This window comes from Taibaiella soli, from assembly GCF_003236175.1.
Taxonomy (GTDB): domain Bacteria; phylum Bacteroidota; class Bacteroidia; order Chitinophagales; family Chitinophagaceae; genus QKTW01.
On record NZ_QKTW01000028.1, the window covers coordinates 111,878 to 133,545 of the forward strand.

Genomic DNA, 21,668 nt, shown 5'->3' on the forward strand with positions numbered 1-21,668 from the left:
AATTTTTTTGTTCCCGGCACTACAAATGCTATTAGGCTTCAGTGGCGATAGCACCGTTCAGCTTTGCATCGTTATTCAGCTTTTCCTGCAATGCGTGTTGCTTGCGATAACCTCTGTTGACTAGGTATACACCGCCTATCACAAATACAAAAGCCAACGCCGTATACCAGTTCAGCGTTTCATCGAGCACCAGATATCCCAACACTACAGCCACCAATGGATTGACATAAGCATAAGACGTCACCAATCCTACAGGCAATTCTTTCAACGCATACATATAGGCCGCAAATGCCAGCACCGATCCGAATACGATCAGATAGGCCAGCGCCCATAGGCCTTCCCGGGCATTCATGTCGATTGTGCTGTAATCGTCCGTCACCGGACTAATGAATAACATAATCACGCCACCAAAAAATAACTGAAGACCAGAGTTAAAGATCGGGTTGACTGCGCCGGTCCGGCGCTTATTCATAATACTGCCCATCGCCCACGCTGTGGTGGCAATGAATAGTACGGCTATACCTAATAAATAATCAGCATTACTCAGATCGGAAACATTGTCTTTAAAAATAACAGCAACACCAAATAATCCTAGCAGCATACCGATACCAATCAGTGAATTTAGTTTGTCCTTGCCGGTAGTGATATTAATGATGACCGCAGAGATCGGCATTGTAGAACAAATCAGCGCAGCGATACCGCTCGGAATCACTTTTTCGGCCCAGGTCACGAGTCCGTTACCCAGCGTAATCAGCAAAAAACCGATGAGCGCTTGCTGCGCCAGATTTTTTCGCGACCAGTCGGCCTTTTTAAATAGTAGCAGCGCGATGCCGGAAAGCAGAACGCCTGAGATCACCTGACGAACGCCCGCAAACAAAAATGCAGGGAAGTGCATCACACCGATACGAAGCGCCAGATAAGTGGTGCCCCAGACGATGCAGATAAAAATAAAGGCGATGTAAGCTTTCGGATTGTTTTTCATTTGAGTAGCAAGTAAATGTCTGTCAATGGCAAATTTGAGTGATTTTTTAAGAACAAAACAGATACAATTTTGGTAATTTCGACCAGAACAGTTTTTTATGAAAACGCAGCAGAACGGGAAAACGGAGCATTTATACCTGCATCTGGCCGATAGTATTGAACGCCAGATACTGGATAATATTTTACGCATCGGCGATAAATTGCCTTCGGTGCGGGCTTTGAGTAAAAAGCACGGCATTAGTATGAGTACTACGCTGCAGGCTTATTATCATCTTGAAAGCAAGGGGCTTGTTGAGTCGCGGCCACAGTCGGGTTATTATGTACGGTTCAATACGCAGCATTTTCCGCAGCAGCCGGATAAGAGTAAACCTTTGCCTACGGCGCAGAATAAAAATGTAGATGCGATCATCTCCGAAGTGTATGACGACTGGCATGATGATAAGGTGACTCGCTTTTCATTAAGCGTTCCAGCTCCAGAACTGTTACCGTTGGCCCCGCTCAATAAAGCGATGCTCCGGGCATTGCGTGAGTCGAGAGCCAATGCTACTTATTACGAACAGGTAAGAGGAAATGAAGAATTGCGGCGGCAGGTGGCACGTTGGGCCCTCAACTGGGACGCACATCTGCAACCCGAAGATTTGATTACTACTTCTGGGTGCATGAATGCAATTTCTTATTGTCTGATGGCACTTACCAAACGTGGTGATACCATTGCAATCGAAAGTCCGGCGTATTTTGGCACGCTTCGTCTGCTCAACAGTCTTGGCTTAAAAGTGCTGGAATTACCAACGCATCCAGAAACCGGTGTAGACCCGGATGACGTGCGCAAAGCCATCGAGAAACATCATATCAAAGCTTGTTTGTTTGTTACCAATTTCAGTAATCCGCTTGGGTTCTGCATGCCTGATGAACAAAAGAAAGAACTGGTGAAACTATTGGCATTTCACGGTATTCCGCTTATTGAAGATGATCTGTACGGCGATGTATATTTCGGCAAACAGCGCCCTAAATCTTGTAAAACTTTTGATGAAGAGGGCAATGTGCTTTGGTGTGGTTCTGTTTCCAAAACATTGGCCCCAGGTTATAGAGTAGGTTGGGTAGCACCGGGAAAACATTATGAACAGATCAAACAGTTGAAATTATATCACGCCATCACGTCTGCAACGCCTGAGCAACAGGCTGTGGCAAATTTCCTCGGCACAGGACGTTATGAGCACCACCTCCGTAAAATGCGGACTGCGCTTCATGCCAACAGTCTGCAATACATTCGCGCAATCGGTGAATATTTTCCCGAAGGTACCCGGGTAAGTCATCCTAAAGGCGGATATATACTTTGGGTAGAACTGGATAAAAGCATCGACACCTATCAATTATATCATGAGGCGATGCTGCATAAAATCAGTATTGCGCCAGGCATTATTTTTTCTTCACAAGACCGTTACAGAAATTGTATGCGCCTCAGCTACGGTATGCAATGGACGCCAGAGCTGGAGCGGGCATTGAAGAAATTGGGAGGGATTATTAAAAGGGGGTGAATGGTCAATGGTGAATGGGGAATGCTAGTGAAACGTCAAATGTCAAACGTCAAACGTCAATTGCTTGTGGTGATGAATCGTACGCGCGTTTCATCCCGAGGCAACGAGGGATCCCGCAATAATATTGGCACACACGATGCGGGACCTTCCTGTGTGCCAATGACACATTTAAAATTGAGTTTAATTTCAAGGCGTTTAGTTTGGCAGCACAGTAGCAATGAAGCTCAATCGAGCGCCCGTCTAAGCCACGGAGTGATCTGGCTTAGACTGCCCTTTTTTGCCTACTTTTTTTGGCATAAAAAAAGTAGGAGCATGATGGTTCGAAGCCAGATTTGAAGGACTATTGCTAAATCAAGATGTCATTGTCTTTTGATTAGGGGCACCATATAATTTAGTCAGGGTGACAAACACGAGTACAGCCAAAACGAAACAAAAAATCATGAGCAAGCACATTAATCACATTCGCCACATTGATCACATTCTCAACACAGGTTCTTGCATTTGTTTATCATCCCGACGATAGGAGGGATCCCGCGAAAATACGTCTCCAGATAAAACAACGAAGCGCCTCAGATGAGGCGCTTCGTGTTTTCTTCAGGGTGATAAGTGCCACGGTATGGCGGAAATCATGGTGGGTTTAACCTCTGGTGATAAATGGAAATACTTGTCAATGGTCCACTGTAAAATGAAAAATTACTTCGCCAATATCTTCTCTGCAGCCACATCAACCAACACATTCTTATCCAGTACAACATGGCTTACATCTATTCTTGTAGCGGTGCGAATTGAGCTTAGTTCTTTCGCGTGTTGTTGAGAAAAAGCGTTCAATTTCGTAAAGGCGGCATTCAGGCTACGCCATTGCGACATTACATCAAGGTTGTAAGGCGCAAATACGGTGGCAAGTGGGTTGTTACCAGGTATATGAATGATATGGCCATTCAAAATACCAATGCCGCCGCCATCATCTTTCACCCCTTCAGAAACCCACATATAGATAGCTTCCTGGATTGTTTTACCTAAAGTAGGCTGCTGTGTTGGCGGAACATCGTAACAAACCAGGTAGATATTATTTTCCTGGAATGTAAAACCGATCTGGTGTCCAGCGGGCGATACGGTACTGCCGTCAAACAGAGAAATGACGCTGGTAAGATTACCGCCCATCTGTGCATCGCTTTTTAGCGTGATCGTTTTTGTTGCCGCTGCAGGTACGGCTGCGTTATAGGTATCGACGTGGTAGGAACCGCTCCAGGCAGCCGGAGGCGCGGTACTCGCAATCACGACAGGTAAATTTGTAGTTTCAATTTGTACATCCACATCATCATCGCCTGTAACGACGAAGCTAATGTCTTGCGGCATTGCGAAAGTGCAGACATCAATGCCCTGAAAAGTGCCAGGTCCTGTGCCGCCGCTTTGTACGTATAAAAAGATGACGATGGCATTTTGTGCACCTGCACCACCGGGAACAGTGATATCGCCAGATTTCAGTGGAAGTCCATGTGCATCTTTTAATAAAGTCCAGCTGCCGTTTTCTATGCGTTTCAGAATGGCAAGCAGCGAAAAGTTGCGGTTGTCCGCAGTAGTAATTGTCGGATCAATCGTTTCCGGGCCGCTTACAATGTCCAATGCACCTTTGATATTATCGTGCATGTCATACAGATTTTTAAAACGGAATTTGTACATGGTGTTTTGCTTTTTGGGGTGCCTACTCTTTAAAATGGATTTTCGGCATTTCTCCGCGGGTTATTTGCTTTGTAACCCAAAACTACCATGCTTCGGAGGGCAAAAGAATTATTTGTAGAAGGGGTATTTACATGAATCGAAATGCATAAAACATTCAAATGAGAAAGGTCTCAGTTTGAATACCAGTTATTTACAAATTTTAAAACCGGGGTGATTTTTAGAAGTTACCGCACGAGTGTAATGTCTCCTTTTTGATAAAAAGTCTCCGAAGTTCCTAAAACCATGTACTGCAGATCCCAGAAATAAACGCCGACCGGCTGTGCTACACCGCTATAAGTTCCGTCCCAGCCGCCGTTATTTAAGTTGCTGACAAACACCCTTTGACCATACCGGTTGTAGACATTCAGTTGCTGCACTTTCACATTTGGATTGTCGGTGATAATCCGGAATATATCATTGCGGCCATCGCCGTTTGGAGAAAAAGCACTCGGCATCCATACATCATGTGGGATGTCGATGACGGTAAATAAATAATGACAGCTATCGGAGCAAGATCCGTTGCTGACTATGCAATGGTAGTCTTCACGCCAGTTGAGTGCTGTTACCAGAATACTGCTGCAGTTGCTGCAAACCAATGAATCATTTTTATACCAGTCCACCACAGCCGCATCAGCACAAGGGTAGAGGGTCAGTTCTTTTTTGTACGAAATGGTAATAGCTGTGTCTTCAAATCGTGGCATTGGTTTTTCAAGAACAGTTACAGACGTTTGTGCCGTTGCCGTTCCGCCGGCGCTGCTTATGGTTAGTATAACAAGATAGACGCCCGGCGTCGCGTAGCAAATTGCCGGTGGCGTTGCTGTATTTACTGTTGCCGGATTTCCGCCAGCGAAAGTCCACAGATACTGGACGGGATAATTGCTCGTTGTGGCCATTGGCTGAATGCAGGAACCAGCGCAGATTGTATCATTGTTTAAACGAAGCGTATCAATCACTGGCGGACAAAATTTTACCTCAATTGTATCGTGCAACCAACCACATTGCGATAGCGCAGAGATAAAATAAATACCAGGTTGATTTACCGTAATTGTATTTGAATTTGCGCCATTGCTCCACAAAATATTTTGCAGATTATTCGGTACAGATAAAACCAGCGCAGGTTGCGGGCTACAAAGGGTAGTGTCATCGCCTAATGAAATTGTGCTAACCGGTGTGGTTACAATAAAACTATCGGTAAATGATTGGCCGCAGTCATCATAAATTTTCAACCAATAATTTCCCGCCGAAGAAACATTAATTGAAGCCGTAGTCGCGCCTGTGTTCCACAAATAATGCGGCGCGGCAATTGGCGATTGTATCAGAATATTGTTGCCACAAATAAAAGTATCGGGCAACGAAAATGGATGAATGGTGGAAGGAAAATTACTGACGCTAAATGTGTCTGTTGCTGATTGACTGCATGCGTTACCTACTTTTACCCAATAAGTACCGGGTGCTGCAATATTGATCTGCGGGGAATTTGATCCGTTGCTCCATAAATAGTGATCAAAACCTGGCGGCGCATTTATAGTCAAAGAAACATTTGCACAAACGGTTGTGTCTGGCATTTGAAACGCAGCAATGGGTGTTGGTAGGCGAACTTCAATGGTATCAACTGTGGTACCGCAATCGAATGAAGCGCTACACCAGTATTTGCCGGGCGTCGTAACCTGAATGGTTCTCGTAGTATCGCCTGTATTCCAGAGATAATGGAAGAAATAAGACTGGCCGCCGAGTGTTAATGTATTGCCCGGACACAATGTAGTATCAGGTCCCAGATCAAAAGCAGCTAAGGAAATCATGGGTTGTGTGGTATCCCGCACTAGGGAAACATCTGTTACGAAGTTAGTAACGGAATAAAACCTGATGGTGTCGGAGAAATAAGGATTGCGAAATTCTTCTACCTGAAAAACCATGTCTTTCCAATAATCGAAATTGCCAATCGTAATGTACTGCTCGCCGCCAGTTGCAGTAAACCATCCTGAAAGCGCTACATACTCCATGGTGTCAATTGGCAAGGCCGACCAGCTTACGAAATTCAGTTGTGGCGTGAAATTCAGCTTGCCGATGGTGCCGTATTCTGCAACTTTTGTTTTGCTGAAGTACACACCCAGATTTTTAATTTTATTAGGTGCATCGTGCGCTCCCGACAATAAATAAAAGGCAGGGGCAGTGGCCGAATCGATCCGCAGCGCTAATACATGCATGGTGAATTTGTAATTGACACCAGCTTGTAAAGGCTCCAGCAATTTATTTTCAGCATATTGACGAAGCCGGGGCGCGGTGGGGGTATCAATGAATTTATGGACAGATTTGACGTAAGTGCACTCGGCGGCCGTGTTGAGTATGATGCCATCTTTCGTAGTGTCTACTGTAATGTGAAAACTACTATCGGAAGGGCGCCAGTAAGAATAAGGAAGTTCTCCGATCGATGACGGAGAGCTCTTGCTGGCTTTAACCCAGCAGGCGCTGTTATCAAAAACAGTATCCGTAAACAGGAAATCGCGCGACAAGAAAAATCCGCCATTGGCCACCAGGTTGAAATTGGCAGGCAATTGCGCATTAGCTATTTGGGCAAACAGTAGCACAAATAGCAATAGAATTGTTTGGGGTCTTATCATCCGCTTATAGGTTTTTCAGGATGTGTTTCAAGACAAACTTATAGGAAATGTAGTATTTGCCTGCAATGAAAATGTCATATAATCCTGAGATTAATTTAGTTGGGTTATGTTTTTTTATAATTCTTATTTATATTTCCGTAGATCACCATACCCCCAAACATATGTCGCATAATCCGCATGAAACGATCATTTGCCCCAACTGTGGTTACCACGCCAGTTATAATTATTGTGCGGAATGCGGACAGGAGACACATTTACACAAAGAGACTTTTTTGGGATTAATCGCTCATTTTATCGGCCATTACTTTCACTACGATTCCAAGTTCTGGAAAACGATGAAGCTGCTTTGGTTTCATCCGGGTGCTCTGACAATAGCCTACGCAAAAAAGCAGCGTAACCGTTTCATTCCCCCTATTTCGCTGTATATATTCATCAGCTTTGTGTTCTTTTTTACAATTATTAGTTTTTCACACAATAGTGGTCCTAGTACGGAAGATCTGCAACAATTGAGGGCAGATTCAGCACGGATAGCGCGTAATGAAGCTTTGATGAAGCGGGATAGCGCTCAAAGTCCACACTATAAAACACAGGTGAAAAACTCACTTTTAAATGCGAGTATCCGGCTTAATAATATTGATAGTGAAAAGAATCGTGAGCTCACGGAGAAAATGAATCATATGGTGCCGAAATTCTTTTTCTTCATGATTCCGTTAATGGCCGTGCTGCTGAATTTTTTATTTTTCAGGCGTAAAGACCTTTATTTCGTAGATCATGCAGTATTCTCGCTGCACTACCATTCTTTTTGGTTTTCTGCAATGCTGCTCGCCTGGCTCGATCCGTTCGCCAATTTGGTGCCCTGGTTATCTTCCATTATCGGGTGGTTATCCGTAATGGGGGTCACTGTTTATTTTGTCTTCGCAATAAGGAATGTCTATAAGGCCAGTTGGCTTAAATCGATATTGTCAGCACTATCGATTTCTATCGTTTATCTGATTGTATTAATAGCAGTTTTCGTGGCCAGTACCTATTATTTTGCGGAAACATAAATGAGCTTACGGTAGTTCACTATAAAAAAGAGCGCAATGGTATCCATTGCGCTCTTAGCTTTATTAATCAGCTTTCTTCTTTCCTTTCTTCGTTTTCGGCTGCTCCTTTCTTCTTACCACTACCCACTCATCAATATTTACGTTGAAAGGCATTTGTCCGATTTTCACAATGGCGCGTTTATCGCGAATTTCATCCACAGTACCCACCTGGTGATTGACCTTGTTACGAACCAGATCACCGACTTTGGGCAGCCCGCCCAGCACATCATAATTCTTATCGGCTTTCTTCGCTGCTATGGCATTTGCAGCAATTGCTTTTTTCTTAAATAATACACTTTCCGCCGCCTGAATCACATCTTGTTTGTTTTCCGCTTTTTTCCAGTCGTGAATGATCTGTTTAAATTTGCGTTCCATATCGCGCAGATAATCCAGTTCTTCCTTCTTGATCTGATTTTGCAGTTTCAGCGTAGCGTAGTGTTGCTTCAGGCGCTCTTTATCGATCAGTGTTTCATACTCTTTACTCAGTTTTTCGTTTTTATTGATCAGCGAATCCAGCTCTTTTTCCTTACCACCTAAGCGAACCGATTGTTGCTCGGTTTGCAGCAACATTTTATCCAGCTTGAAATGTCCGCGGTCGGTAATTTGACGCGCACGGTCAATGATTTTTGGCGAAAGTCCGCTGCGTTGTGCAATGGCAAACGTGTAGGAGCTACCTGGTTTACCGATATTCAACCGGTACAGTGGTTCCAGTTTTTCTTCATCGAAAGTCATGGCGCCGTTGAAAATGCCCTGCACTTTTCCGGCCATTACCTTAAGATTCAGATAGTGTGTGGTAATGATACCGAATGAATGTTTTTGCGCGAGTTCTTCTACAATGGCCTCTGCGAAAGCGCCACCCAGATTGGGATCGGAACCGGAGCCGAGTTCATCGATAAAGAACAGCGTTTTACCATTCGCGAAATCCATGAAGTACTTCATGTCGCGCAAATGCGCGCTGTAGGTACTCAATTCGTGCTCGATCGATTGTGTGTCACCGATATGAATCATCAGTTGTTTGAAAATCCCGATCTCCGAATTATCATCTACCGGAATCAGCAAGCCCGCCTGTGTCATGAGTTGCAGCAAGCCTACTGTTTTCATCGACACCGTTTTACCACCCGCATTCGGACCACTGATAATTAATACACGATTTTGTTTGTCGAGTACAATATTTAGCGGAACGATAGGTTTTCCGTTCTGTTTATTATGCAGCAATAACAGCGGGTGAAAAGCTTTGATCAGCTGTGCGCCCGGGTGCGGACTGATGCGTGGCATGGAAGCATCCATATCTACAGCCAGCAATGCTTTGGCACGAATAAAATCAAAAATGCCACACAAATGATAGTAGCTATCCAACTGTGGGTGAAAAGCGGAGAGCTTTGCCGTAGTTTCTGCGAGGATTTTATGAATTTCTCTTGATTCGGCACGTTCCAGCGAAAAGATATCGTTGTTCAGCTCAATCGTTTCTTCTGGTTCAATGAATACCGTTTTCTGTGATTCACTTTCTCCGTGCAGGATACCTTTTACAATACGTTTATGTTCTGCAAAAATCGCTACCGTTCTTCTCCCATTCAGGAACCCTTCTGAAATATCGGCGAGGTAACCTTGTTTGGCTAGTTTACGTAAAATGCCATCAAACACACGGCGCAGTTCCTGACGGGTTTTAGCCAATTCGCCACGTATTTGCATCAGTTCTTTCGAAGCATTATCACGCACATTACCCAATTCATCCACCACGCTCGATACAATTTCCGGAATCTGTTTTTCGTAGCTGATCTTTTCGGTCAGCGCACGCAGGTTAGGAAACAGTTCATTATGGCGTTTAAACCAAAGTAAAATATCACGAATATTAATGGCTAACTGCTGAAAGGCAATCAACTGTTCACCGCTCAGCACTGCATTATATACAGAAAGCAGTTTCAGCTCCCGCTGCACGTTGCGCGTAAAATCATTGGGGAAATGGTCACTGCCACCCAGTGTTGATTTAAATTCATTCGTTTGTTGCAACGCTTTCTCCACGTATTCAATACGGGTATGAAAGCGGATCTGGTCCACACGTTCAAGGGCGGCGTCTGTCCGGCACTTTTGTTTCAGTAGCTGGGCAACTTTATTAAATTCCAAGGCTTCGGCGGCATGCGCCGGGTACAATTGCATCATCGTCTTATCTCTTTCCTGTCGTTTTCAGTACAGGAATGCGAAGTTAGGGGGAATTTTAAAGTCAAAAGTCAATTGGTCAATGGTCAATGGTCAATTCTGTGAAACCTGAAAGGATTGTGAGTCGTGAGTGGTCAGTTGTGAGTGTACGTGCTTTTCGAAAAAAACTTCGTGCTGAGCGTCTTTGCATTGTGAGTGGTGAATTACCTCTGGCGGGAGTGTTCCGAAGTCCTGAACAATGTGTGAGGAACTCATGTCTACAAAATCCCACCGATTGCATCGGAAAACATTAATGCTAGCTAGTACTCATAACTGACCAGTGACTGCTCACAAGTAAGTTTTAACAGCTTTCTACTTCGTACTTGATACTTTCTACTGCCGAAGGCGTTATATTGCAGGAAGGCTTTATGCCCCAGGATAATCCTATGAATAATTACGACCGGCTCATATCCAGTTTAGATGCATTTATCAGAAAGTATTATGCAAATCAGCTCATTCGTGGATCGCTGCTCTTACTGATATGCTTGCTGCTTTATATCCTCACCGCTTCCCTTAGTGAGTATTATTTCTATTTGCCGGTTTGGTTGAAAGTTACCATCGTCACTTTGTTTGTTGGTGTTGGATCTTTCGCTTTGATAGCTTGGGTAATTATCCCGCTGTTGCGTATGTCGAAACTGGGAAAAGTAATTTCTCACGAAACCGCCGCTGTCATTATCGGTCGGCATTTTCCTGAAGTCAGTGATAAATTGCTCAATATCCTTCAACTGAAACAGCATTCAGAAACCAACGCAAGCCAGGAACTCATCGCAGCGAGTATCGACCAGAAGGCAAGTCAGATTTCGGTAGTACCATTTGCGCAGGCCGTCGACTTTACCAAAAACAAAAAATTACTTCCATATTTATTGCCTTTGTTGTTGATCGGGGTTTTTATTCTGATTGCGGCGCCTAATGTGTTCAAAGACGCTTCCGAACGTTTATTACAGCCTACAAAAACATTCGAAAAACCAGCGCCATTCCGTTTCGTAATACTCAGCAATCCGCTGCAAGCTTCACGCAACAGTGATTTTACATTACAGGTCAGCGCTGAAGGAAATGCATTGCCTGCAGAAATGGCCGTTGATCTGAATGGTGAACACGTGCCGATGCAATCGATCGGAGCTTCAAAATTTCAATACACCTTCAAGAATATGACCGATGCGGTGAGCTTTCGCTTATTTGCTGCCGGATTTTATTCGCAATCTTACACCATCAAAGTTGCCCAAAAGCCTTTACTGAAAGCATTTAAAGTTCAGATCGATTATCCTGAATACATTGGTAAGAAAGATGAAATCCGTAATAGTCTCGGTGATATGACACTTCCTGTAGGAACTACCGTACGATGGGGTTTTATTGCAGAGCATACTGATGATGCACATATCCGTTTCGCTAACGGTTCACCGATTAATTTACCGGCCAATGGCGGCATGTTCGGCTATTCGTTCCGTTTTATGAACGATACATCATACACGCTTTTGCTTAAAAACAAGCAAAGCATTGCGGCCGATAGTTTCCAATACCATGTACAAATAATCCCCGACCAGTTTCCTGTTATTCAGTTGCAGGAACACAGAGATACCGTTTCTGGTAAACAAATTCTGCTGACAGGCACTGCAGGCGATGACTACGGTGTTTCAAAAGTGGTGTTCAATTTCAGTATTAGCAATGAAAAAGGTCAGGCGCTCACGCAAAAAAGTATTCCGCTGAAAATTACGCCTGGTGCGCTCACGACGTTTCAGCATTATTTTGACGTGGACATGCTGCAATTGCAATCCGGACAAAAATTGAGCTATTATATTGAAGCCTGGGATAATGATGGTGTACATGGAGCTAAAGCTTCGCGCAGCGAAGTAATGACGTTCCAGATGTTCAACAATAAGCAGCTGGATTCTGCAATTAACGCCAATGCACAGCAGATCAACTCAGGCTTGAGCAACAGCGCGCAGCAAACAGAAAAGCTCCAGGACCAATATAAAGACATGCAAAGCAAAATGCTCAACAGCGATAAATCGGATTGGGAGCAACAGCAGTCTTTGCAGGAGCTATTGAAGAAACAGCAGCAATTGCAAAGTCAGGTAGAAAACGCAAAAAAGCGTTTTGAAGAGCAAATGCAGCAAAGTGAGCAGAAGCAATATAGTCAGGATGTTAAAGACAAACAGGAAGATCTGAAAAAGCAAATGGATAACCTGCTCAATAAGGAATTGCAGGAGCAGATTAAGAAATTGCAGGACCTGATACAGAAAATGAATAAGGAACAGCCTATGCAAACCATGCAACAGCTGGAGCAGGATAATAAACTCTTTAACATGGATCTGCAGCGAATGCAGGAGCTGATGAAGCAATTGGAAATGCAGATGCGCCTCGAAGATCTCGTCAGTAAAATGGATGATCTCGCTAAAAAACAGCTGGAATTAAAAGATCAGACCGATAAGAATAAGAAAGGAAATGATGCGCTTAGCAAAGACCAGCAAGATCTGAAAAAAGATCTGGATAAAGCGATGCAGGGCGATATGAAAGACCTTAACGATCTGAACAAAAAAATGCAGACGCCACAGGACATGCAACAGTCGCAACAACAAGGGCAACAGGCGCAGCAAAACATGCAGCAGAGCGATCAGTCATTGCAGCAAAACCAGAACAGTAAATCATCGCAATCTCAGAGTAAAGCAGCGCAAAACCTGCAACAAATGGCCGATATGATGCGTCAGCAGGCCGGTGGTATGAATATGCAGCAGATAGAAATGGATATTCGCGCGGTGCGCCAGATACTGACAAATCTGATGCGTCTTTCTTTTGATCAGGAGAAACTGATGAAAAACGTACAGCAAACAAGCGTTACTAGTCAGGAGTACCTGGCAAATCAGACTGAGCAAAACCGTTTGCACAGTAACTCTTACATGATCCGTGATAGTTTGTTCTCGCTTAGCAAGCGTTTGTCAAAACTTTCCGCTACAGTCAATAAAGAAACCACTGAGCTGGAAAAGAACATGAAGTATTCGCTCGATGCACTGGAAAACCGTAGAGTAGGCGAGGCATTGACACGCCAGCAATATGTGATGACACGTGCCAACAACCTTGCGCTGATGCTGAATGAAATGCTGGCTAACCTGATGCAGATGCAGGCACAGGCACAAAACAATCCGGGCAAAGGTAGTTGCAATAATCCTGGCGGCATGAATCCGAAACCGGGTGCAGGCAAGCAATTGAGCGATATTATTACCAAACAGCAGCAATTGGGAAATGCCATGCAGCAAATGCAGGGTGCACAACAAGGCAAACAACCGGGCGGTCAGCAACAAGGACAACAGCCTGGTCAGCAAGGGCAACAACAAGGTCAGGGACAGAAGGGTAACCAACAGGGCGGAGAAGGTGGACTTGGTAGCCAGGGCAATAGCGCCAGTAATGAATATGGCAATTCAGAACAATTGGCTCGTATGGCTGAACAACAGGCAGAACTCCGCCGGCAGTTAAATGAATTGAATAGCCTGCTCAACAGTAAAGGCCTTGGCAACGCAAAGGAACTCCGCGAAATCCAGGATAAAATGGACAAAAATGAAGCAGACCTCGTAAATCGCCGCCTCGGTAGCGAATTCCAGATGCGTCAGAAAGAAATTATGACCCGTTTGCTGGAGGCCGAAAAATCATTGCGCGAGCAGGAACAAGACGATAAGCGTTCTTCCAATACCGCCAAGGAAATAAGCCGTCCGGTGCCGCCTGAATTGCAGAAATATATGCAGGATCGCCAGAAATTGCTGGAGCTCTATAAAACCGTTCCACCACAATTGAAGCCTTATTACAAAAACATGGTAGAGCAGTACTATCAGATGATCGGCAATAAATAGAATTTAGAGACGTTATTTATGCACAAATGTGCAAAAGCCCTTGGCTATCCATCCAATTTTCAGGTGTTTTTATCTGTTTGAATGGCGGTTAATCAAATGTTAAAAAACTCATTTACATTAATTTATTCAAACGTTTTGGTGTTTAGTTTCGTCTATATATATAGTTAGGTACATTTTAATAAAACAGTTCGCCTACTTGAATTGAAAAAAAATTATACTTAACTTTCATATCAAATAGCTCTTTAACTTAAAAACTTAGCCGTATGCTATTCTCAAGAACTTACAGATATCAGTCCACAGCGTCAATGGAAGATATCAAGGACCGTCTGCTCGGTAAACATGTCAAAGTTCACAATCTTGATTTCGAGGTGTTGGAGAAGGATCGTCAGCTTAAAATTATTCCACACGCAGAGGCCGTAGAAACTATTAAAACATTACCAATTACTCACGTTGATTTTGTCGGAAAAGGACAAAAAACACAGGTCGTTATCAGTTCCAAAATGCGTAAAATAGACTCAGGTGGACCAATGCTCGTTGTATTGTTCTGTGCGTTTATGCTTACAGCAGCTATCGTTTCACTCGTTGTCGGAAAAGAAGAATACATGTCTTTCACTTATGCATTGCTTGGTGTAAGCGTGGTCATCTTCCTCATCTTCTGGATGAGAATGGAATCCGGTTATTTTGATTACGTCAGAAAAATCAGAGACTATATTAAAAACCAAAGTGTAGCATAAAAAAATATCCCCCGGCATAACGCTGGGGGATATTTTTTATAAGGGAGGTCTCTAAAATCTTTTGCCATCGGCGGTTTTCACTCCGGTGAAACATTGTTGCGACGCTCCGTTCATCTCCATTGCTACTATAAACAAATACTCATGGGAGTCCTCCTCCTTTGGAGGAGCTAGAGGAGGCTACTCAATATATCTCGACAGCGAATCCATCGGCACATCACCCGCAAACACCCGCTCCAGCCTGCGGTCTTTATCGTAAATATTAATCTGCGGAAGATTTCGGTACAAAAAAGTTTTATCGATAAATCCTGAGCTGTCCACGCCCATAATAATGTCGGGGAATTCAGAGACTTTGTGCATGTTTTCGAAATATTCCAGGTTGGGCACCATCATCGGGCCTGCCATCATTACAAGTTTCGTTTTTTTAAACAGCGCCATATTCTTTTTAAACAGCTCCGTCTGGTCTTCGCAATGCTCACAAAACGGATTAAACATCATTACAAAAAGATGTGCATCATTTTGTAGTTCCTTGTCTGTAATCACTTTTCCTTTTTGTGTCACAAGCTTTATTGAGGGCATAGGCGCCCCCAAAAGTTTATAGTCCGTCGTTGCAGTGTCTGGTTTCGCTTTAACGTTAGTAGCCTGTTGTTTACTGTCTTTTTGTTTTTGGGCAAAAGCCAGCAGCGAACAACAAACCAAACCGGCGATAAGTAATTTGCGTTGCATACTTAAAGTATCAAGTAATAAGTATCAGGTAGTAAGCTGTTTTAACTTGTTTATTCGCGTGAAGCCATTATTCTAAGTCTTGCGCTATTTCTACGCGTTCTGTTTTAAATAATCTTAGAACAAACACTCACGTTGGAAGTCCTCCTTCTTCGGAGTGGCCAGAGGAGGCTTATTGAATATACTTCGCCAGCGAATCCATTGGCACATTACCCGTAAAAATGCGTTCCAGCTTACGATCCTTATTGTAGATATTGATCTGCGGCAGGTTATTGTAGAGGAAAGTCTTGTCGATAAATCCAGAGCTGTCTATGCCGACAATGATCTTGGGATATTCAGAAACTTTGTGTGCATTTTCGAAGAAATCGAGATAAGGCATCATCATAGAACCCGCCATCAACACCAGCTTCGTATTTTTGAACATCGCGATGTTTTCTTTGAATATTTCTGTTTGTTCTTCGCAGTGTTCACATGTCGGGTTGAAAAGCATTACGAACAGCGTGGCATCATTTTTCAGATCCTTATTAGTATAAGTTTTTCCTTTTTGCGTTACTACGCGCATAGCAGGCAGGGGGGCGCCTACAGATTTATAATCTACCTTAGTGGTATCCTTTTTTGCAGTAGTATTTTCAACTGTTTGCTGTTTGGTGCCTTTTTGTTTTTGTGCAAAAGCCAGCAGAGAACAGCAAACGAAGCCGGTGATCAGTAATTTGCGTTGCATGTCGCTAAGTTAAGTGAAAAGTGAGAGCCTGTTTAAAAATTATTGCTGCCATTTATTGTGGTCTTATTTTTGAGCGAAACAAGACGGATTTTGCAGCTATAGCTGATGGTTGCAGTGAAAAATCCAACGGGGTTATAGTCAGAAATAACCGAAATAGAGGGTAATGAATAAATTTTATGCAGGCGTCAAGAAAAAAGTTATAATCAGATGAACAGTGTAGCACCACAGATACCATTAGCTGAAAGAGTACGCCCAAAAACGCTTGCCGATTTTATAGGGCAGGAACATTTAGTAGCGCCGGGAAAAGTGTTGGAGCAAATGATCCAAAGCCGGAAAGCCAGTTCCATTATCTTTTGGGGACCACCGGGAGTAGGGAAGACGACGCTGGCGCAGATTATCGCCCATTCGCTCGATATGCCCATTTTTACACTCAGTGCCATCGATAGCGGAGTGAAGGATGTGCGGGCAGTCATAGAACAAGCGCGGAAAGCAGGTCACGCGTTGCTATTTATCGATGAAATACACCGTTTTAATAAAGCGCAGCAGGACAGTCTGCTCGGCGCCGTAGAAAAAGGAATTATCACACTGATAGGTGCCACTACAGAAAATCCTTCATTTGAAGTAATCAGCGCGCTCTTAAGCCGAAGCCAGGTCTATGTTTTACGTCCTTTGTCTGAAGAGAATCTAAAGGATTTAGTGCATCAGGCAATGGAAAAAGACAAATGGCTGCGCGAACAAAATAAAACGGTAGGCGAGTGGGAAGCTTTGTTGCAACTGAGTGGGGGCGATGCACGCCGTTTGCTGAATTTACTGGAGCTCGTGGTTTCTGCGATGCCGGATTCGCAGATGGAAATCACCAATGAATCTGTACAAAATATCGTGCAGCAGAAAATGGCATTGTATGATAAATCCGGAGAACAGCACTACGACATCATTTCAGCGTTTATCAAATCCATTCGCGGCAGCGATCCTAATGCAGCTGTGTATTATCTCGCACGTATGATAGAGGGTGGGGAAGATCCTAAATTTATTGCCCGCCGCATGCTTATTTTGGCAAGTGAAGATATCGGTAATGCCAATCCCAATGCGCTTTTGCTGGCTACTACTACGTTTCAGGCAGTAGAAATGATTGGTTGGCCGGAAAGCCGGATTATTCTGTCTCAATGTGCCACGTATCTGGCTTCTTCGCAAAAAAGCAATGCCGCTTATATGGCGATTAATACAGCGCAGGCAATAGTCAGCCAAACCGGTGATTTGCCGGTGCCGCTGCATATCCGCAATGCACCGACCGGACTTATGAAGAAGCTCGATTATGGTAAAGGATATCAGTATGCCCATGATTTTCCGGGCAATTTTGTAGATCAGGAATTCTTACCAGACGCTATTTCCGGCACCAAACTCTACGATCCAGGCAATAATGCGTCAGAGGCTCGTTTGCGCGATTATTTGCGTCATTGCTGGAAAGAGAAATACGGGTATTAGCGCTGAAAGCCCAAAGCTTAAGGCTGAAAGCTGTAAAACAGGGGCTTCAGACTTTGAGCTTTATGCAGGTGAAACATGGGCTGCTTTGGGCTTTCGGCGTTCAGCTTTGTGCTTTTTCTGACTTTTAAATTTTGATTTTTGACTTTTGATGAAATTCTCTATCTTTGCAGCCCCGTAAACGACCTTCTGGTTGGGCATCTGGAGCAGATAAATAAAAGATTTCAAAAAATCTTTAAATTATTTTGTTGGAATAAATCTTATGCCTTACCTTTGCAGTCCCAAAATTACGGGTTAGAAGATATTTATAAGTATGTCACAGCGTATCAGAATCAAACTGAAGTCTTACGATCATAACCTCGTAGACAAATCAGCAGAGAAAATCGTTAAAACTGTACGCAACACTGGAGCAGTCGTAACTGGTCCAATTCCGTTGCCTACTGAGAAGAAGATCTTTACAGTGTTGCGCTCACCGCACGTGAACAAAAAATCACGCGAGCAGTTCCAACTTTGCACGCACAAGCGTTTGTTGGACATCTACACCTCTTCTTCCCGTACAGTTGACGCATTGTCAAAGTTGGATTTGCCTAGCGGCGTTGAAGTAGAAATCAAAGCGTAAGCTTTATCGTTCTTTAACAAATTTTGATTGAAAACGGCTAATCCCGAACCACACAAGTAGGCAATCGGGCGCTTAGCTAAAAAATAATAATAATGAAAGGTATTATTGGTAAAAAAATCGGCATGACCAGCGTTTTTGAGCCGAATGGTAAGCAGACTGCTTGTACCATCATCGAAGCTGGCCCTTGTGTGGTTATCCAGAAGAAAACCGTAGATACCGACGGTTATAATTCCCTCCAGATCGCGTTTGGTGAGGCCAAGGAGAAAAATACTCCTAAAGCGCTCCTCAACCACTTCGCTAAGGCAAATGCAACGCCTAAATCTATCGTAAAAGAAATTCGTAATTGTTCCATTGATAAGCAAGTTGGCGAAGCCATCACTTGTGAAATCTTTACAGAAGGTGAGAAAGTATCAGTAATTGGTACAACTAAAGGTAAAGGTTTCCAGGGTGTTGTTAAGCGTCACGGTTTTAGCGGTGTGGGTGAAGCATCCCATGGCCAGCATGATCGTCAGCGCGCTCCCGGTTCTATCGGTGGTTCGTCATATCCAAGCCGCGTATTTAAAGGTATGCGCATGGCTGGTCGTACAGGCGGTGACCGTGTTAAGGTTAAAGCGCTGCGCGTTGTAAAAGTGTTCCCGGACAAAAACTACATCCTCATCAGCGGATCGGTACCGGGCCACAATGGTTCAATTGTTTTAATCCAGAATTAATTTTAGTCATGCAAGTTGACGTTTTAAATAGCAAAGGTGTAAAAACCGGCCGCACAGTAGAACTGCCGGAAGATATTTTCGGTATCGAGCCTAACGACCATTGCATCTACCTGTCTGTTAAGCAGTATCTCGCTGCACAACGTCTGGGTACGCATAAAACCAAAACCCGTGCTGAAGTGCATGGTTCTTCTAAGAAGCTGCACCGTCAGAAAGGTACTGGTGGTTCCCGTAAAGGCAACATCCGTAACCCTTTGTACAAAGGTGGTGGTACGGTAAATGGTCCTCTTCCTCACGCTTACGGTTTCAAACTGAACCGCAAAGTGAAAGATCTGGCAAAAATGTCTGCTCTTTCTTATAAAGCAAGTGAAGGTAAAATTGTAGTGGTTGAAGACCTGAATTTGGATACTCCAAAAACTAAAGAATTCCAGGGCATCCTGAACGCAGTTAAAGGAGATTCAAGAAAAACATTGGTTATCCTTCCTGAGTACAACAGCAATGTATACCTCAGCGGTCGTAACCTTCAGGACAACAAAACTGTCGTACTGAGCGATATCAATACTTATGATCTCGTGAATGCACAGGTTCTTGTAATCACTGAAACAGCAGCGAAATTCTTCACTGAAGATGTAGTAGCAGTAGAAGCTTAATTAAGAAATCAGATTTTCGTAACTCGAAATATTTTAAACAATGAAACTCGCTGACGTTTTGGTACGCCCGGTGATCACAGAAAAGGTAAACAACCAGATTGAACGTTCTGGCCGCTACACCTTTGTAGTGGACAAACGCGCCAACAAACTGGAGATCAAAAGTGCTGTAGAAACTTTCTACGGCGTAAAAGTTACCGATGTGAATACATCTGTAGTGCCTGGTAAATTAAAATCCCGCTTCACTAAAGCTGGTTTTATTCAAGGTCAGAAATCTTCTTACAAGAAAGCGATAGTAACGCTTTCAACAGGAGAGTCAATAGATTTATTCTCAATCTAAGAATAAGAAACTGTAAAGACGTGATGTTGTGAGTTGAAAAGATAACTTAACAACTCGCAACAGAACAACTTAACAAAACAAAGAAAATGGCATTACGTAAATATAAACCGGTTACAGCCGGTACACGTTGGAGAATCGGTAACGCTTACGCAGAAGTTACTACATCACAGCCAGAAAAAAGCCTGTTGGAACCACTGAGTGGTACTGGTGGCCGTAACGCTCAGGGCCGTCGCGCTATGCGCTACATCGGTGGTGGTAACAAAAAGATGTACCGTATCATCGATTTCAAACGCGATAAGAAAAACATCCCTGCAACGGTTAAAACAATCGAATACGATCCAAACCGTTCTGCATTCATCGCGCTGCTTAGCTACGCTGATGGTGAGAAACGTTATATCATTGCCCCTCAGGGTCTGCAAGTTGGCGCTACAGTAGTAAGCGGTGACGCAGTTGCTCCTGAAGTTGGTAACGCGCTGGTGCTGAAAAACATGCCACTCGGTACTGTTGTTCACAACATCGAATTGCAACCAGGTCGTGGCGGTGCTATCGCTCGTTCTGCTGGTACTTACGCTCAACTGAGCAACAAGGAAGAAAAATATGCAGTATTGAAAATGCCTTCTGGCGAACTGCGTAAAGTATTGATTACTTGTATGGCTACAGTTGGTACAGTATCTAACAGCGATCACGCACTCCAGTCAATGGGTAAAGCAGGTCGCAACCGTTGGAAAGGTATCCGTCCTCGTAACCGTGGTGTTGCGATGAACCCAGTAGATCACCCAATGGGTGGTGGTGAAGGCCGTTCTTCTGGTGGACACCCACGCAGCCGCACTGGTAAATACGCTAAAGGTCTGAAAACGCGTAAGCAGAAAGGATCTGATAAGCTGATTATCCAACGCAGCAACGGTAAAAAACTCTAATTAGTTAATAGCTGAACGTTGATTGCTTGATTGGTTGAGTAAGTAAAGCGATCACAATCAATCTGGAATCATCAATCACAAATAACAAATATACATGGCTCGTTCAATTAAAAAAGGTCCTTATGTAGATGCCAAACTGGAACGTAAAGTCCTGGCAATTAACGATGGTAAAGCAAAGAAAGGTGTAATCAAAACCTGGAGCCGTCGTTCAACTATTACGCCAGACTTCGTTGGTAATACATTTGCCGTGCACAATGGAAATAAATTCATCCCTGTTTATGCTACTGAATTTATGGTAGGTCACAAACTTGGTGAATTTGCTCCAACACGCAACTTTAAAGGCCATAGCGGTAGTAAATAAGTTAAAATAGTTGATTAGCTGATGAGTTGAAAAACTCAGTCATGAATCACAAAATAAATCGTAAATAAAAAGATGGAAGCTGTAGCTCGCTTACGAAACAATCCTACATCACCTCGCAAGATGCGCCTTTTAGCGGATCTGGTACGTGGCATGGATGTAGAAATAGCGCTGAACACATTGAAGTTTAGCACCAAGCACCCTTCGGTGCCTCTGGAAAAACTCTTGCTGAGTGCGATTGCCAACTGGAAAATGAAGAATGAAGGTGAAGACGTGGCAAGTGCAAATCTCTACGTAAAAACCATCTTCGTTGATGGTGGCCGTAGCCTGAAGCGCATGAGACCAGCCCCACAGGGCCGTGCCTATCGCGTCCGCAAGCGTAGCAATCACGTAACCATTATTGTTGATAGCCGTAACGCAATTAACGCATAATTTAAACTTCAACTTTAATAACAT

The 21,668-nt window shown here is 43.7% G+C and carries 18 protein-coding genes; 12 read left to right on the forward strand and 6 right to left on the reverse strand.

Annotated elements, in window-relative coordinates:
- Nucleotides 1-31 precede the first annotated feature (31 nt).
- The gene (locus tag DN068_RS22005) at nt 32-982 is read right to left on the reverse strand and encodes an EamA family transporter (RefSeq protein ID WP_165836479.1); all 951 of its coding nucleotides are present in this window, start codon (nt 980-982) and stop codon (nt 32-34) included.
- Nucleotides 983-1,079: 97 nt separating this feature from the next.
- On the opposite strand from DN068_RS22005, the gene DN068_RS21125 reads away from it, so the two are divergent.
- Nucleotides 1,080-2,516, forward strand: coding sequence for an aminotransferase-like domain-containing protein (locus tag DN068_RS21125; protein ID WP_111000944.1), 1,437 nt, complete (start codon nt 1,080-1,082; stop codon nt 2,514-2,516).
- 693 nt (nt 2,517-3,209) lie between these two features.
- Here the strand turns inward: DN068_RS21125 and DN068_RS21130 are convergent.
- The gene (locus tag DN068_RS21130; protein WP_111000945.1) at nt 3,210-4,196 is read right to left on the reverse strand and encodes a hypothetical protein; all 987 of its coding nucleotides are present in this window, start codon (nt 4,194-4,196) and stop codon (nt 3,210-3,212) included.
- 224 nt (nt 4,197-4,420) lie between these two features.
- Entirely contained in the window at nt 4,421-6,853 is a 2,433-nt protein-coding gene (locus DN068_RS21135) for a T9SS type B sorting domain-containing protein (RefSeq protein WP_111000946.1), read from the reverse strand.
- A gap of 161 nt (nt 6,854-7,014) precedes the next feature.
- Here DN068_RS21135 and DN068_RS21140 point away from each other — a divergent pair, with 161 nt between their 5' ends.
- The gene (locus DN068_RS21140; protein WP_165836480.1) at nt 7,015-7,899 is read left to right on the forward strand and encodes a DUF3667 domain-containing protein; all 885 of its coding nucleotides are present in this window, start codon (nt 7,015-7,017) and stop codon (nt 7,897-7,899) included.
- Between the two features lie 63 nt (nt 7,900-7,962).
- On the opposite strand, the gene DN068_RS21145 is transcribed toward DN068_RS21140, so the two are convergent.
- Nucleotides 7,963-10,092, reverse strand: coding sequence for an endonuclease MutS2 (locus DN068_RS21145; RefSeq protein ID WP_111000980.1), 2,130 nt, complete (start codon nt 10,090-10,092; stop codon nt 7,963-7,965).
- A 362-nt stretch (nt 10,093-10,454) separates the two neighbouring features.
- Between DN068_RS21145 and DN068_RS21150 the strand changes: the two genes are divergently transcribed.
- Together DN068_RS21150 and DN068_RS21155 are read left to right on the forward strand one after the other, a co-directional pair.
- Nucleotides 10,455-13,970 (forward strand): DUF4175 family protein, encoded by a 3,516-nt coding sequence (locus DN068_RS21150; RefSeq protein WP_111000948.1) that lies wholly within the window; start codon nt 10,455-10,457, stop codon nt 13,968-13,970.
- Nucleotides 13,971-14,233: 263 nt separating this feature from the next.
- The gene (locus DN068_RS21155; RefSeq protein WP_123985443.1) at nt 14,234-14,704 is read left to right on the forward strand and encodes a hypothetical protein; all 471 of its coding nucleotides are present in this window, start codon (nt 14,234-14,236) and stop codon (nt 14,702-14,704) included.
- A gap of 177 nt (nt 14,705-14,881) precedes the next feature.
- On the opposite strand, the gene DN068_RS21160 is transcribed toward DN068_RS21155, so the two are convergent.
- Nucleotides 14,882-15,427, reverse strand: coding sequence for a hypothetical protein (locus tag DN068_RS21160; protein ID WP_111000950.1), 546 nt, complete (start codon nt 15,425-15,427; stop codon nt 14,882-14,884).
- A gap of 169 nt (nt 15,428-15,596) precedes the next feature.
- Nucleotides 15,597-16,145 carry a hypothetical protein gene (locus DN068_RS21165; protein ID WP_111000951.1) on the reverse strand — a complete coding sequence of 183 codons (549 nt, stop codon included), beginning with the start codon at nt 16,143-16,145 and terminating at the stop codon, nt 15,597-15,599.
- Between the two features lie 207 nt (nt 16,146-16,352).
- On the opposite strand from DN068_RS21165, the gene DN068_RS21170 reads away from it, so the two are divergent.
- The 8 genes from DN068_RS21170 (at nt 16,353) to rplV (ending at nt 21,644) form a co-directional block, all read left to right on the forward strand.
- The gene (locus tag DN068_RS21170) at nt 16,353-17,627 is read left to right on the forward strand and encodes a replication-associated recombination protein A (protein WP_111000952.1); all 1,275 of its coding nucleotides are present in this window, start codon (nt 16,353-16,355) and stop codon (nt 17,625-17,627) included.
- A gap of 310 nt (nt 17,628-17,937) precedes the next feature.
- Nucleotides 17,938-18,243 carry a 30S ribosomal protein S10 gene (rpsJ, locus tag DN068_RS21175; RefSeq protein ID WP_111000953.1) on the forward strand — a complete coding sequence of 102 codons (306 nt, stop codon included), beginning with the start codon at nt 17,938-17,940 and terminating at the stop codon, nt 18,241-18,243.
- Between the two features lie 92 nt (nt 18,244-18,335).
- The gene (gene rplC / locus DN068_RS21180) at nt 18,336-18,953 is read left to right on the forward strand and encodes a 50S ribosomal protein L3 (RefSeq protein ID WP_111000954.1); all 618 of its coding nucleotides are present in this window, start codon (nt 18,336-18,338) and stop codon (nt 18,951-18,953) included.
- Nucleotides 18,954-18,961: 8 nt separating this feature from the next.
- The gene (rplD, locus tag DN068_RS21185) at nt 18,962-19,600 is read left to right on the forward strand and encodes a 50S ribosomal protein L4 (RefSeq protein WP_111000955.1); all 639 of its coding nucleotides are present in this window, start codon (nt 18,962-18,964) and stop codon (nt 19,598-19,600) included.
- Between the two features lie 40 nt (nt 19,601-19,640).
- Nucleotides 19,641-19,937, forward strand: a complete 297-nt coding sequence (gene rplW / locus DN068_RS21190; protein ID WP_111000956.1) for a 50S ribosomal protein L23 — start codon at nt 19,641-19,643, stop codon at nt 19,935-19,937.
- Between the two features lie 86 nt (nt 19,938-20,023).
- Nucleotides 20,024-20,854 carry a 50S ribosomal protein L2 gene (gene rplB, locus DN068_RS21195; protein WP_111000957.1) on the forward strand — a complete coding sequence of 277 codons (831 nt, stop codon included), beginning with the start codon at nt 20,024-20,026 and terminating at the stop codon, nt 20,852-20,854.
- A 94-nt stretch (nt 20,855-20,948) separates the two neighbouring features.
- On the forward strand, nt 20,949-21,215 hold the full coding sequence (gene rpsS, locus DN068_RS21200; RefSeq protein WP_111000958.1) for a 30S ribosomal protein S19: 267 nt from the start codon (nt 20,949-20,951) through the stop codon (nt 21,213-21,215).
- Between the two features lie 72 nt (nt 21,216-21,287).
- Nucleotides 21,288-21,644: a 50S ribosomal protein L22 gene (gene rplV / locus DN068_RS21205; protein ID WP_111000959.1), complete on the forward strand. Its 357-nt coding sequence runs from the start codon at nt 21,288-21,290 to the stop codon at nt 21,642-21,644.
- Nucleotides 21,645-21,668: the final 24 nt, after the last annotated feature.